General features: G+C 37.2%; 12 protein-coding genes and 2 pseudogenes. 8 read left to right on the forward strand and 6 right to left on the reverse strand.

The window, feature by feature from the left end:
• Positions 1-668 precede the first annotated feature (668 nt).
• On the forward strand, positions 669-2,354 hold the full coding sequence (locus tag SLP02_RS03565) for a calcium-binding protein (RefSeq protein ID WP_319419278.1): 1,686 nt from the start codon (positions 669-671) through the stop codon (positions 2,352-2,354).
• A 979-nt stretch (positions 2,355-3,333) separates the two neighbouring features.
• Here the strand turns inward: SLP02_RS03565 and SLP02_RS03570 are convergent.
• Entirely contained in the window at positions 3,334-3,477 is a 144-nt protein-coding gene (locus tag SLP02_RS03570; RefSeq protein ID WP_319419279.1) for a hypothetical protein, read from the reverse strand.
• 284 nt (positions 3,478-3,761) lie between these two features.
• Entirely contained in the window at positions 3,762-4,427 is a 666-nt protein-coding gene (locus tag SLP02_RS03575) for a pyridoxamine 5'-phosphate oxidase family protein (RefSeq protein WP_319419280.1), read from the reverse strand.
• A gap of 102 nt (positions 4,428-4,529) precedes the next feature.
• Here SLP02_RS03575 and SLP02_RS03580 point away from each other — a divergent pair, with 102 nt between their 5' ends.
• Both SLP02_RS03580 and SLP02_RS03585 read left to right on the forward strand, forming a co-directional pair.
• The gene (locus SLP02_RS03580) at positions 4,530-5,981 is read left to right on the forward strand and encodes a MocR-like pyridoxine biosynthesis transcription factor PdxR (protein ID WP_319419281.1); all 1,452 of its coding nucleotides are present in this window, start codon (positions 4,530-4,532) and stop codon (positions 5,979-5,981) included.
• A 187-nt stretch (positions 5,982-6,168) separates the two neighbouring features.
• Positions 6,169-6,249, forward strand: a pseudogene (locus SLP02_RS03585) (class I tRNA ligase family protein); the annotation flags it as partial.
• Between the two features lie 305 nt (positions 6,250-6,554).
• Here SLP02_RS03585 and SLP02_RS03590 read toward each other — a convergent pair.
• On the reverse strand, positions 6,555-8,003 hold the full coding sequence (locus SLP02_RS03590; protein WP_319419283.1) for a DUF2264 domain-containing protein: 1,449 nt from the start codon (positions 8,001-8,003) through the stop codon (positions 6,555-6,557).
• Positions 8,004-8,676: 673 nt separating this feature from the next.
• Between SLP02_RS03590 and SLP02_RS03595 the strand changes: the two genes are divergently transcribed.
• The 3 genes and pseudogenes from SLP02_RS03595 (at position 8,677) to SLP02_RS03600 (ending at position 10,011) form a co-directional block, all read left to right on the forward strand.
• On the forward strand, positions 8,677-9,225 hold the full coding sequence (locus SLP02_RS03595) for an MOSC domain-containing protein (RefSeq protein ID WP_319419284.1): 549 nt from the start codon (positions 8,677-8,679) through the stop codon (positions 9,223-9,225).
• A 179-nt stretch (positions 9,226-9,404) separates the two neighbouring features.
• Positions 9,405-9,649, forward strand: a pseudogene (locus SLP02_RS26460) (class I tRNA ligase family protein); the annotation flags it as partial.
• A 62-nt stretch (positions 9,650-9,711) separates the two neighbouring features.
• Entirely contained in the window at positions 9,712-10,011 is a 300-nt protein-coding gene (locus SLP02_RS03600; protein WP_319419285.1) for a 2Fe-2S iron-sulfur cluster-binding protein, read from the forward strand.
• Between the two features lie 128 nt (positions 10,012-10,139).
• Here the strand turns inward: SLP02_RS03600 and SLP02_RS03605 are convergent, their stop codons facing one another.
• The 3 genes from SLP02_RS03605 to SLP02_RS03615 all read right to left on the reverse strand — a co-directional run bounded on the left by SLP02_RS03605 (position 10,140) and on the right by SLP02_RS03615 (position 11,286).
• The gene (locus tag SLP02_RS03605) at positions 10,140-10,262 is read right to left on the reverse strand and encodes a hypothetical protein (protein ID WP_319419286.1); all 123 of its coding nucleotides are present in this window, start codon (positions 10,260-10,262) and stop codon (positions 10,140-10,142) included.
• Positions 10,263-10,363: 101 nt separating this feature from the next.
• Entirely contained in the window at positions 10,364-10,966 is a 603-nt protein-coding gene (locus SLP02_RS03610; protein WP_319419287.1) for a Uma2 family endonuclease, read from the reverse strand.
• A gap of 53 nt (positions 10,967-11,019) precedes the next feature.
• Positions 11,020-11,286: a winged helix-turn-helix domain-containing protein gene (locus SLP02_RS03615; RefSeq protein ID WP_319419288.1), complete on the reverse strand. Its 267-nt coding sequence runs from the start codon at positions 11,284-11,286 to the stop codon at positions 11,020-11,022.
• A gap of 221 nt (positions 11,287-11,507) precedes the next feature.
• On the opposite strand from SLP02_RS03615, the gene SLP02_RS03620 reads away from it, so the two are divergent.
• Positions 11,508-11,975, forward strand: a complete 468-nt coding sequence (locus tag SLP02_RS03620; protein ID WP_319419289.1) for a DNA phosphorothioation-associated protein 4 — start codon at positions 11,508-11,510, stop codon at positions 11,973-11,975.
• 201 nt (positions 11,976-12,176) lie between these two features.
• Positions 12,177-13,079 carry a DMT family transporter gene (locus SLP02_RS03625; RefSeq protein WP_319419290.1) on the forward strand — a complete coding sequence of 301 codons (903 nt, stop codon included), beginning with the start codon at positions 12,177-12,179 and terminating at the stop codon, positions 13,077-13,079.
• Positions 13,080-13,481: the final 402 nt, after the last annotated feature.

The raw sequence follows: 13,481 nt of genomic DNA on the forward strand, positions 1-13,481 counted from the left end.
GATTAGGCTTACGCCTAGCCAAAGCGATCGCGCCTTAGAGCTTTAGTTACAAAACTGAATATATCGCAGTACGTTGACTAGTTAGGACAGAAAAATGAACTGCTCGTAAGTAACGAGTAACAAGTAACAAGTGTCCTAATATAAGTACGTATTGCTATATTAGATTCTCATTTACTCAGATTAATCTTACCGCTACAGATTAATCCATTAATCATCCATGTCAATGCTTTCGGTTGTGATTGCTGCTGAGTAGCTTATCTTGATTACTTTTATTGTAAGTAGAAATTTAGAGTAAAGACTTTTGTCTCAGGCATATGTACTAGAAGAATAAGCGAAAGTTAAAGAGTTTTTATTTCTTTAGTTTGGATAATTCGAGACTTTGGCCTGATCTTGCTATTTTAGATTCCCTTTAGTATCTAATGTATGGTTTTCAACCTTGAAGTTTAGATTATGGAAGAAAGTACTGGTTTATGAGCAATGGCAAATTTAAAGAAAACCATGATGATTTTTTTTGCTTTCTAATGCTTTTATACCTATAGCTGTTTATACCAAACAGTCAAATTGAATGCCTGCATTTTTCCCGAACTATCAACATATTCAAACAGAAATAACACAAATCAGCTACATAATACATAAAGCTGTAAAAACAATTAGGAGAAAATTTTATTATGGACGAAAATACTGGTAATTTGATTAGTGGAACTGATGGAAATGACACTCTCAATGGTGGTGTAGGTAACGATACCATTGTCGGCGGTAAAGGCGATGACCTTCTAACTGGCAGTGAAGGGGATGATCGCTTCATTTGGGCTAATGGTGACGGTAGCGACATTATCGAAGGTGATGGTGGCAATGACGTAAGCCAAGTCAACGGTGCTTTAGAAGATGGAGATAGCTTTGAGTTAAGAGCCAACGGCGATCGCGCTGAGTTTGAAAGACTCAATTTAGGTACCTTTGTCTTAAACGAAGATAATGTTGAGCGGTTTGAAGTCAATAGTTCTGGTGGTGACGACATCCTCACGGTTCAAAATCTAACTGGCACCGACGTTCAACAAGTTGTTTTTAATGGTGAAGACGGTATAGATTTTCTAGATGCTTCTCTTGGCAATGTCGCCGTTGTGGCTGATGGCGGTGCTGGAGACGATATTCTATTTGGTAGTAGCGTGCCTGAAATTATCGACACCCTTAGTGGTGGTGAGGGTAATGATACTTTGGTCGGCAATAAAGGCAATGACATTCTAACTGGCGGTGAAGGAGACGATATCTTCGCTTGGTTTAATGGTGAAGGTAGCGACATCATCGAAGGTGACGGAGGCAATGACGTTAGTCAAGTCGTCGGCGATTTAGCAGATGGAGATAATTTTCAATTAAGAGCCAACGGCGATCGCACTGAGTTTGAACGACTTAATCTAGGTAACTTTGTCTTAAACCAAGATAATATTGAGCAGGTTAAGGTCTTTGGTGTTGATGGTGACGACATCCTCACGGTTCAAGATTTAACTGGCACCGACGTTCAACAAGTTGTTTTTGATGGTGGATACGGTAACGATCTTCTAGATGCTACTCTGGGCAATGTCGCCGTTATGGCTGATGGCGGTGCTGGAGACGATATTCTATTTGGTAGTAGCGTGCCTGAAATTATCGACACCCTTAGTGGTGGTGAGGGTAATGATACTTTGGTCGGCAATAAAGGCAATGACGTTCTAACTGGCGGTGAAGGAGACGATCGCATCATTTGGAGCAATGGTGAAGGTAGCGACATCGTCGAAGGTGATGCTGGCAATGACGTAAGCCAAGTCAACGGTGCTTTAGAAGATGGAGATAACTTCGAGTTAAGAGCTAATGGCGATCGCGCTGAGTTTGAACGACTCAATCTAGATAACTTTGTCTTAAACCAAGATAATGTTGAGCAGGTTGAGGTCAATAGTTCTGGTGGTGACGACATCCTCACACTTCAAGATTTAACTGGTACTGACGTTCAACAAGTTGTTTTTAATGGTGAAGACGGTAACGATGTTCTAAATGGTACTCTAAGCAATGTCGCCATTGTGGCTGATGGCGGTGCTGGAGACGATATTCTGGGTGGTAGTTTAAATAATGATGATACTTTAACTGGCAATACTGGTGCTGATACTTTTACTCTCGGTTCTGGTGGCACAGATACCATTACTGACTTTAATTCCGCAGAAGGTGATATGATTGCGCTTTCAGGTCTTGATTTGGGTATATCTTCTCTCGAATCATTGAGCTTTAACACTAATAATAATACGTTAAATCTAGGCGAAACTGAATTAGCGATATTTGAAAATCTAGAACCAGGAGTCAATCCAATAGATTTCAGCTTTCTGGTCTAAGATTAGACCTCGAAAGTGTTTGAAGATTTGATATTTGCTGTGTATCACCAGAGATATTAGTTGGTCGTAAAAAGGGGGTATTGAACATGAAATGTAAGCTTTAAAACGTCTATTTAAAGCGAACCATGAATATCCCTTTTCTTTTTAATGCTTTTATACTATATCTATACATCAGCTTTGCATAATTTCAGGCGATCGCTTTAAATATGTTAATAGCTACTATTTTGGTTTTTCTCTAAAATATTATTTCTATACCTCTATTTTTTTCATACTCTCGGTGTCTCCTCGTTTTCTCACCATCAATCTTGTGTCGTAGTCTACATCGGTTTTTAACGACAAAACTTGTATATACTTCTGTAGCTATTAAACTTTTTTGCTGAAGTTTACAAGAAATATTTCAATTACATTTGTTTCATCTTTTTCTACTTGCTGTATTATTTTCCCTCTTGCTTCTAGTTCGATCTCCAAAATTAAATATCGTATCTCTGATTAAGAATATATTCTCTCGCTTACTGCAAATTTTTCTCTGTATATTCTAACCCTCGTCTTGATAAAGCTTATATATTCTTTTAGCTGCCTTATTTCTTGTGTTAACTATACATCCCCTTCTTTGACGATAATGCTTTTGTCAGCCTTTATCAAGGTATGTTTCTGCTGCTCTGTTTGGGTTTGTATTGTATAAAATAACTCAAGATATTTGTATATGTAACTAACAGAAAATCCTGTTTTTCTAGCAACTATACAGATAGTAATTTATTGCTTTTTATCTACTAAAGTAGCGATCGCTTCTTGATTCAGTCACTTCTTCTGTTTTTGATAATGCTTTTTGTCTTCTTTTCTATCTATATTCAACCAGTGCTGCTATCTGTTCATCTGACATTTTTTTACCTGGATACGATTTAGTTAGTAGCGATGTAAATATTGTAGACGTTTTCAAGGCAGTACCGATAATTACTGTTATCGGTACTGCCTTAAATTCCTATACCTCAATCATTCCCAGCATGACATCTGAAATAGATTTTACTTTCTCAAGATAGTCAACGCTATATACATTATTCGCCAGAGTTCTTGTCATTTCACCCTGTTTAATATCTTTTAGGACATAGATCATCATCTTATTCATTATATAAAAAGCATTTAATTTAAGCTCTAATACCAGATTTATAATGGCACAGCCAACCTAGATCATGCTTCTATTAAATAGCATAGATAATCTAGATTATTTTCTGTTAAATTTGCTTTCTACTATTGAATTTCAGATAATAAAATCAATAAAAGCTTTACTAAACTTCGGCATCTATATCTATATTTAACGTACGCCTAATGTGTCATTACTTTAAGTATGACACACATAAATTGAGTGAATTTTAGCAAACGTCTTTTCTGTTTTCTACATAGATTTAATTCTTATTTCCCTCGACGATAATTGGTCAAATTAGACGATGGCGTAATCTCGTTAGTAAGTTTGGGATCTCGGATAAGAACTCCTGGTGTTATTTCCAATGGTAATTCTCCTGCCCAAATCGGCAATGCGTAATCTTCTGCATCATCTGATGGTGAGCCAGTACGAACTTTCGCCGAACCTTCTTCAATCGGAAAAGAAAGCACAGTTGTGGCTTTTAATTCTTGAGAATTGGGAAGACGAGCATCTTCCCAGCGTCGAGGGATCATTTGTTCTGTAAAAGCTCGTAGAGCAGTCATTTTCTCGGTTTCACTTTCAACTAACTTAGCTTTACCAAACAAGACTACAGAGCGATAATTCATTGAGTGATGAAATAAAGAACGCGCAATTACTAGTCCATCTAGTAACGTCACGGTGAAACATACATCAACGCCTTGTTGTAAAGTTTTGAGTAAGCGACTAACAGAAGAACCATGAAGATATAGGCGATCGCCTTCTCTGCCGTATGCCATCGGAATTACAAAAGGCTGAGTATCACTAATAAATCCCACATGGGCTATCAGTGCTTCATCTAAAATATTGTAGATCAGTTCTCGCTCCTGACTACCTCGTTTTGGTAAGCGTTTAATTTTACTGCGTTTGGTTACTTGAAGATTATGAGAATCAGACATTGGTTATCTTTGTAGTTGTCTTTCTCTGACCAAGATAAAAAGAATATTGGTATGATTCAAGAGCCAATTTGAGTTTTTTATACCAGTCCACTTTTTAAAATTATGGACTTAGCTATCCATCTAGATCGCGCTTCTACAACACCCTTGTATCAGCAGCTAATAGAAAAAATTCGTGATGCTGTATTAGAGGGAAGACTTAAGCCCAACCAAAAACTACCTTCATCTCGAAGTTTGGCAAAGTCTTTAACTATTTCTCGCTCTACAGTAGTTCAAGGCTACGAACAATTAGAGAGCGAAGGATACTTAGAAACTCGTCGTGGTAGTGGTACTTATATCTGTCATCGAATACCTGATGAATGGCTAAAACCGCAGTCAATAAAACCTGTAACAGCAAAGGTATTTAAGGCTTGTACCTTGTCCCGATTTGGCTTGAGTTTAACCTCTATAAAACAATTAGAAGTCTCAGAACCAGATTATGAAATTAGCTTCCGCTACGGTAATCCTGCGGTAGAGTATTTTCCAATGCAACAATGGCGGAAGTTTTTGGCTCGCCACTATAAAGATTCGACCTTACTTAATTATGCTTCTGATGCTACGGGATATTTCCCTTTGAGAATAGAAATAGCTAACTATTTAGGACGTTCTCGTGCGGTTCGCTGTACTCCAGAACAAATAGTTATTATTAACGGTTCACAGCAAGCATTGGACTTGATTGCTCGTCTAACCTTAAATCCAGGGGATTGGGTAGCAATGGAAGAGCCTGGTTATCTTGGCGCACGCTACTGCTTTATGGGACAAGGGGCTAATTTACAACCTATAGCTGTGAACTCCGAAGGTTTAGACGTATCCGTTCTTAGTAAGAATCGTCAAAAATTCAAGCTGATTTATGTCACACCTTCACATCAATTTCCTACAGGGGTTACTATGTCATTATCTCAGAGAATAGCACTTCTCCAGTGGGCGCAGGAAACAGACACCCTGATTATCGAAGATGATTACGACAGCGAGTATCGTTATGGAGAACAGCCAATTCCTGCTTTGCAAGGAATGGATCGAAGTCAGTCAGTAATTTATATTGGTACTTTCTCCAAAATTCTCTTTCCGTCTTTACGAATTGGCTATTTAGTTGCTCCTCCTGCATGGATACCGATTATTCGTCAAGCTAAGTGGTTATGCGATCGCTTTTGCCCAACTTTAGAACAGTATGCCCTTACCGATTGGATTGCATCAGGACATTTTGAACGACATATTCGGCGAATGCGACATCTCTACGATCTGCGTCGCCAAGTTTTAATCAAAGCTCTTAAAGGCTATTTTGGAGCCAGGGTAACTATTTTGGGAGAAAATGCAGGTATTCATGTAATGGTAAAAATTGAAACTGGTTTAGCCGATGATATTGTTATCCAAAAAGCTGCTGCTGCTGGAATTGGCTTGATAAGTGCCAGGGAGTATTATTTAAAACCTCAACATCAAGGAGAATTTATCTTCGGTTATGCCCAGCTAGAAGAAACTCAAATAGAACAAGGCATCTTGAAGCTGTCTCAGATATTTTGATTGGCAGAGAAAAGACTAGGAAAAATAAGATTTTGTTACATTCTCTGCATTATTTTCTGTGGAACAAATAATATGTGTCATAAATAAAGTTTTGACACGCTACTAAAATAAGTTCGTTAGGCTGATATGTAAAATATGCAAATGAATGGTAAATCAAAAGAAATTAAGCAAATAATTAGGAGAAGCAATGAGGTATTTAATTACCAGTGCATTACCTTATATCAACGGCATTAAACATCTTGGCAATTTGGTGGGTTCGATGTTGCCACCAATGTAAAGCGATCGAGTAGCCAAGAATTACAGCGATCGCTGTACCAAATAAACTCTAGTTTATTTAGTACAGAAAATTGGAACGAGATTTCAATGGTTTGATGGGGCTAATTCTCCGAGGGTCTAACTGGTACACAAAATTAAATTCCCAAAGAATCTCTGTAAAGGAGATGCAGTAAAGCTTTGTTCTACGTTGTCCACTAAATTGGACGGCAAGCGCGTGATTCTTGGTTCGCTTGCTACGCAAACCCCTTTAATTGATGTAAATATCCATTTAGTGCAAAAGCAATCCTTATTCTACGTTTACTCGCATTTGACAACTGGTGAAGCCGTTGAATAAATAGGTCGATGATATAATGCTTGCGAATTATTAGGTCGAAAAGGTTTCTGAAAAACAGATTCCATTAGCTTATGGAATATCCCATATTGTTTAATTTCTGGAATCTCGCTTGTTTCTTCTTTTAGTAGGTGAAGCTCTATTGTTTGAGTAGAGCGTTCTCCCTTGATAAGCCATCCTATCGATTTATTAACTATAGAAAAGTCAGAAACTTCAATCGGTAGTTGCTCTGAAGACGATTCCCAAAAAGGAATAAATTGATCTACATAAAAAGCAGTAACTAAAGATCTCAAAGACCATAAACAGCTACCCGCTCCTGAATATCTATTCAAAACACTTATGTTCTGACCACAATAGCCTTGTGTTACTGTACCCTCACGTAAGGCATCATGCTGAATAAAAAATGACCAAGTTAGATCTAGAACTCGATAAGCAAAACCTGGAGATATAAGGTCTGGTGCTATTAACGTTCCCGCGATTATTGGTGCTGGAGCTCCAAGACGATAACAGGTACTTCTTCCCATCATTGGAAATCCATTCTTACTAAATAAGTATCGATAAAACTCTAAAAACTCTGTCTGCGTAGATTGAATAAAATCTGGATCGAATTGCGGGTCTATTTGATCTAGCCAGAAAAGAGTATAGTGAACTGCCCAGGCATTATAATAATCAAATCCCTTAGGAGGATCGTTAAACCAACCTTCGCCGGAGTAAAGGCGTTTGTACTTTTGATATTTTTCTTGGATTTCCTTATTGTATTTAGGATTATTAACTCCCAAACCTTGTAAAGACTTCAAAGTAACTACTGGAAATAGTAGCCAATTATTATCAATAACTTTTCGCTTTATAACTCCCTCTAGCCAAGATACAACTTGATTTTGTTCTTCAATCGAAAAATTTGAGTATAAAATATTGCGACTAATCCACAAACCTAGCGCAATGTCTGCTGCTTCGACAATGCGCTGGTCTTGATCTTTTATGTCTCCCCAATATTCAGGGTTGTTTGGATCTGTACCAGCAATTATTCCTTGACGCAAAATTTGAATGAAATTTACTTTTTCGCCATCAAGCTCTAACGTAGCCTCATTTCCAGATGCGAGATATGCCGCCGCTAGAGGAAAAAAGCGAGAAAATCCTTCTAAAGCATCAACTCTGAGTCCATGAGAACTATGTTCTCCAGGATAATAGACCAATGCTCCATTTTGTGACCGATACTTAACGAAACCCAACGCAAAATACTCAAATAGCGATTGATAACGAGTAGCTGGCGATTTATTATTATCGGTAAGAAAAGATTTTTTGATACTTATATCGGCTATATTATGGTCTTGAAATGGTTGATTTTTTTTACTCCAACCCTCTACAGGTGGATATTTATTTGTCAGTAGTTTTATGCTTGTAACAATTGCAAGCATAATTAAAAAAATTGCTACTAATTTAACTATTTTCTTTGATGAAAGCATTATCTGAATTAAAACTTTTTGACATTTTTTTTTTCCGTAGTTGCACTATTAAAAATAAAACGATTAGTTTTTCCGTTTCTATTTCCTCGCTCTGTACTGCTAAAAATTGCTTGATCTCTTTTTTTTCGGCTACTAACTTTGGTTTTTTACTCTAATTTCTCTTTTGGAACTTTTTTCATGAGATTTCTGCTGCATCAAATAAATCGCAGCAGCTCGATCTCCCTACAAATGTGACCTCGAACTCAGAAGCAAGATAGTATTCTAATTCATTCAGATTCCATTCATTTTTACTTTATAGAAAAAAGGCGAGTTGCATTTTTGATAAAATTGTAGTAGGGTGCTGCATATTTGTCTATCAATATTACCACAATCAATGGGATTAGCAAAAAAGACATCTCCAATAACTTGTAACTAAGTTTTATCGGTTATGCCCAACTAGAAGAAACTCAAATAAAGCAAGGCATCTTGAAACTATCTCAAATATTCTAATAAGTAGAGAAAAGACTAGGAAAAATAAGATTTTATCTTATGCGCTGCATTGTTTTCTGTTCCGTTACTCAAGTAAAACTAAAATGGGTCATAAATAAAGAAGTGATACATTTCTTCAAAATAAGGAAATATTTTAATGAATGCAAAAGTAATCGCCGTAAGTATTAATACAAACCATTCATTTAGCAAAGACAACCAAGAAAGCATCAAACTATTAGCAAGATTGGGTGTAGAGGGAGATGCTCACGCAGGAGAAACAGTTAAGCATAGATCCAGGGTAGCTAAAGATCCCAGTCCCAGTCAACCTAATTTAAGACAGGTACATTTAATTCATGCAGAATTACATGATGAATTAAAAACCAAAGGTTTTGATATCTTTCCTGGTCAGATGGGAGAAAATATAACTACCAAAGGAATAGACTTACTTGGTTTGCCTACTAATACCAAGCTGCACATTGGAAATAAGGCTGTAATTCAAATAACTGGATTGCGTAATCCCTGCGCTCAACTAGACAGTTTTAAAACGGGCTTAATGGCTGCTGTTTTGAATAAGGATAGAAAAGGTAATCTTATTCGTAAAGCGGGAATTATGGGCATTGTGCTTGCGGATGGAACAGTAAGCGCAGGAGATAGTATTCTTATTCAACTTCCAGCCAAACCCTATCGATCGCTTGAACGAGTTTAAAAACATATTTTAAAAGAGCAGCGAATGTTTCATTAATTTATTTTTGACACATATAATACAAATTATCCAGCAATGCCTGATATGGAAATAATTAGACGTAATGCCTTAGATGCGATCGCTATAAAATATGTAAATGAATGGTAAATAAAAAGAAATTAAGCAAATAATTAGGAGAAGCAATAAGGTATTTAATTACCAGTGCATTACCTTATATCAACGGCATTAAACATCTTTGCAATTTGGTGGTTCAATGTTGCCAGCCGATGTGTATGCTCGATTCTTAGGACAAGAGTGAGAAACAGTACTTTTTATTTGCGGTACAGATGAACATGGAACTCCTGCTAAACTAGCTGCATGGGAAGAAGGATTAAATGTCGAAGATTATTGCCAACGTCAGCATGAGCGACAAGCAAAAGTTTATGATGAGAGAACCTATTTAACTATAGTTTCAAATTTAGAAAATTAAGACGTTAAAAAAACAAAATTATGGCAACTTATCAAGTAACGCTGGTTAACGAAGCAGAAGGCATCAATCAAACTATTGAGGTGGCAGACGATCAATATATATTCGACGCAGCAGAAGAGAATGACCTAGATTTACCTATATCTTGCCGTTCTGGTTCTTGTTCTAGCTGTGCAGGTAAAATCTTGTCAGGAACAGTGGATCAATCTGAGCAAGCATTTTTAGATGATGAGCAAATGGAACAGGGATTTGTTTTAACCTGTGTTGCTTATCCCACATCCGATTGCAAAATCCAGACTCATCAAGAGGATGAGATTTTATAAGCTGGTTTTTTCACCAACATCCATCTAAATAATGGTTCGGACAAAATTTAATTAGTAACGAAAAAATTAGGTATTTGAGGCTTATCTTAGACTGGGATAGCTAACGATAAAGTGGGCTTTTAGAGCTTTTATCTAAAGCTGTCCGAACTATTGCTTAAATCAATACTGGCTTTAATTTCCTTTCTAGCTATTTCTAAAGCCTTATCTGCTGTGTAATATATTTCGTCGGGCTGATATAGCGAAACAGGCATTTTTAAACTTGGAAATTCTCAATTTAGACGATTTTGAAGTAGACGAAGGATTGGATAATTATCAGCACATGAAGCGAGTTATGGCAGAGATTTAATGGCGATTAATTAGGTAGGGCTTGAACAAAATCAGCTTCAATAGTTAGAGGGCTTTCCTTTAGTCCTCGGTTGATAAAATTAATTAAAAAAGTAGAACTCAATCTAGGTAGGCGATCGCTTATCTTTATTTGCTGATAATTAGTGCTGGTTAATCTATAGAACTCAACATTTCCATTCTGCCAGAACCAGACTTCCTCAACCCCAAGCAGCTTGTATTTATCTAGATCGGCAGTACCGCCACTACTATAAACTACTTCTATAGCCAGATCGGCAATAGGCTTACGAGTATCGAAGGAATAAGAACTATCGGGTTCTTTGCCAGCTAGAGGAGGATTTTTTAGCGTGGTTGAACCCATTGGGAAATAGGGCAAACTATACTTACGACAGTAAGCAGTGATTAACCCAGATATTGTTCGCTCGATGACCTCATGATTATAAGATGGCGACACAATAGTAATAATTCCCTCTAAATAAGATAGGCGATAGCTATTCGCTTCTTGAGTTAGGCAATCGTAATCCTCCCAAGTCATACCTGACAGGCTTAAGACCTGATCTTGTAAAGTCGATCTATCTCGATTAATTGATAAATTTAATAAGTCTGTAAACATTTTTTGAATGACAGTTTCTAGATTAAAGGTGGAATAGATTCATTCAAAGCTTACTAATTCGTTTTTGTTTCAGAATTATAATTTTGAAACATCTCATAGTAGGGAATGTTCTTTTTAATCGCATAATCAGTTTTAGAAGAATAAAACTCTCCATGGCGATCGTGAAAAGCCCAGGTAGTAGGAAAGTGTATAATAGCTCCCATTGTTAAGGGAACACCCGATTCTTTAAGAGTTTTAATACGTCGGTGTAGAGTGCTTCTAGATAAGCCAGTTTCTTCAATTAACTGGCGGTAACTATATTTTTTGCCATCAATTAGCATAATGATTGTTTAGAATTTGATTGAACTGTGTCAGAAATTTAATTTTGACACATACTTAACTATTTGGCTTTAAAATCCTATTAGCGCGAATGAATATATACCGAGTAGTTAGAATAAAGACATTTTGTTTCATTATTTTAATTTTGACACAAAACAATAGCAAAATTCAGCTTATTTAGAATCACTTTTAATCTGTATCCTTATCCTTCATCCTTGAAAACATGGCTTTACCCAGAATAAAAATAGCAAAAGACAAAGCTGAGTTGGTTCAAAAACTATTAGATGCAAAAGGAACAACGGGGGCGTTTCAAACCTATGCAGATATTATTGCTTTTGCAGCCAGTTTAGGAGTCAAACATCAGAAAAGAGTCAAGTTGACGGAAATATCCCAAAGTGAACCTGCACCAATCAGTTTAGAAGTATTTATCTCTCGTGGCTACGATCGCCTGATTAAACTTATTGCAGTTACCGAAACTCAAAATATCAAAATTCTCTCGGCGGAGAATATAGCCATAGAAGCACAAAGAGTTCTTATTTTTGAAGAATATGCCAACGGTGGTCTAGAAAAACTAGGCTATGAATTACGAGGGGCGGTAGATTATGCAGAAAGATTAGTTTTGATTCTTAATGCAGAGAGATTTAGGACTGAAACTAGTGGCGAAGAATTTGATTTAAGTAGATTTCTTTAGTAGCTATAATGTTTCAAAAGTAAAATAATGACACATAAAAAAGTATTGAAAAATACAAAATGATTTCGTTTGTACTAACCAGTGCAGTTGGTCAAGAGACTTAATAGCATATAGCTAGCTGCCTCAACTAATTAATTGCCTTAACCCGAACTGAGGTTTTTATAGCTAATTTGAACATAGTCCTTAAATTTTAAATAATGAATGATTTTTCCAGTCAACAATTTTATTGGCGAAATAGCTGCTTTAAGTGCTGCTTTACTTTGGGCGATCTCCTCCGTTGTCTATATTCATTTGGGGTTAAAGATTCCCCCGCTACAGCTTAATCTTTATAAGGGCATAATAGCGATCGCTTTTATTGCCATAACTTTACTTATTCAAGGTGCAGCCTTGAGAGATTTATCCCCCCAGACACTATCTTTACTATTCCTTAGCGGTATAGTTGGCATTGGCTTGGGAGATACAGCTTATTTTGCAGCCTTAAACAGCTTAGGGGCGAGACGTACTCTCTTGTTAGAAACCTTTTCGCCACCAATAGGTGCATTGCTGGCTTTAATTTTCATTGGCGAACAGCTAACTACGAATGCTTGGTGCGGTATTTTGTTAACTATTTTGGGGATAGCCTGGGTTATTAGCGAACGAAACCCTGTAGATAATATCAGCGTGTCACGGCAAGGTATAATCTGGGGAATCCTAGCTGCGATCGCTCAAGCAGTTGGCGCAGTTATCTCTCGTTTTGCTCTAACACAGTCAGATATAACCCCTTTAGCCAGCACTTTAATTCGTTTACTAGGTGGTACGGCGATTGTTTTGGGTTTAATATTTATACCTCTACCTGTTGCTCAAAAACCTGGCATTAAATGGAAACTATCTTGGCATAGTCTAAAGATAATTGCGATCGCAGCTATGGGGAGTACCTATCTTGGCATCTGGCTACAGCAAACATCACTTAAGTTTGCACCCACAGGAATTGCTCAAACTTTTTTAGCCACCAGTCCTTTATTCGTAATGCCCATAGTTGCCCTACAAGGAGAAAAGATTAGTTGGCGAGCAATACTAGGGGTGATAGTCTCTTTAAGTGGAATTGCTCTCATTTTTGTTCGCTAAATATCGAGAAGATTCATAAGTTACGCCTGATGTGAATTAACTTTCTTTTTTCATCTTAGAAAAGATTTATCTATTCCCGTAAATAGAGAGATTTATCGTTTAAATTAAATTCAAGCGAGTTTAACATTATGCGGATTCAGACTCTAGCTAATCATGGGAAGAATCGATATTAATGTTTACGTCAGGGGTTTGGGGAGGGTCGTAACGTCCCCAACAGGGGGTTTGGGGGAATTTTTCCCCAGGAATAAATCACGGTTTTTACAGACCAATTTCATTTAGAAGCGATAATAAGCATTTTTTTCTTGGTCAGCATTCCCTTGCTAGCGGGCGTGGAATAAGCTTCTTGGACAGAAGCTTATTCCACGCCCGCTCTGACGGCGACGCGGTGAAGCAGTTGCGGTG

Origin of the sequence: Pleurocapsa sp. FMAR1 (assembly GCF_963665995.1) — a bacterium.
Taxonomy (GTDB): domain Bacteria; phylum Cyanobacteriota; class Cyanobacteriia; order Cyanobacteriales; family Xenococcaceae; genus Waterburya.

Coding starts and splice junctions, on each gene's coding strand:
- SLP02_RS03565 (WP_319419278.1), top strand. CDS start 669: ATGGACGAAAATACTGGTAATTTGATTAGTGGAACTGATGGAAATGAC.
- SLP02_RS03600 (WP_319419285.1), top strand. CDS start 9,712: ATGGCAACTTATCAAGTAACGCTGGTTAACGAAGCAGAAGGCATCAAT.
- SLP02_RS03575 (WP_319419280.1), bottom strand. CDS start 4,427: ATGTCTGATTCTCATAATCTTCAAGTAACCAAACGCAGTAAAATTAAA.
- SLP02_RS03590 (WP_319419283.1), bottom strand. CDS start 8,003: ATGCTTGCAATTGTTACAAGCATAAAACTACTGACAAATAAATATCCA.
- SLP02_RS03615 (WP_319419288.1), bottom strand. CDS start 11,286: ATGCTAATTGATGGCAAAAAATATAGTTACCGCCAGTTAATTGAAGAA.
- SLP02_RS03595 (WP_319419284.1), top strand. CDS start 8,677: ATGAATGCAAAAGTAATCGCCGTAAGTATTAATACAAACCATTCATTT.
- SLP02_RS03570 (WP_319419279.1), bottom strand. CDS start 3,477: ATGAATAAGATGATGATCTATGTCCTAAAAGATATTAAACAGGGTGAA.
- SLP02_RS03620 (WP_319419289.1), top strand. CDS start 11,508: ATGGCTTTACCCAGAATAAAAATAGCAAAAGACAAAGCTGAGTTGGTT.
- SLP02_RS03580 (WP_319419281.1), top strand. CDS start 4,530: ATGGACTTAGCTATCCATCTAGATCGCGCTTCTACAACACCCTTGTAT.
- SLP02_RS03610 (WP_319419287.1), bottom strand. CDS start 10,966: ATGTTTACAGACTTATTAAATTTATCAATTAATCGAGATAGATCGACT.
- SLP02_RS03625 (WP_319419290.1), top strand. CDS start 12,177: ATGATTTTTCCAGTCAACAATTTTATTGGCGAAATAGCTGCTTTAAGT.
- SLP02_RS03605 (WP_319419286.1), bottom strand. CDS start 10,262: ATGCCTGTTTCGCTATATCAGCCCGACGAAATATATTACACAGCAGAT.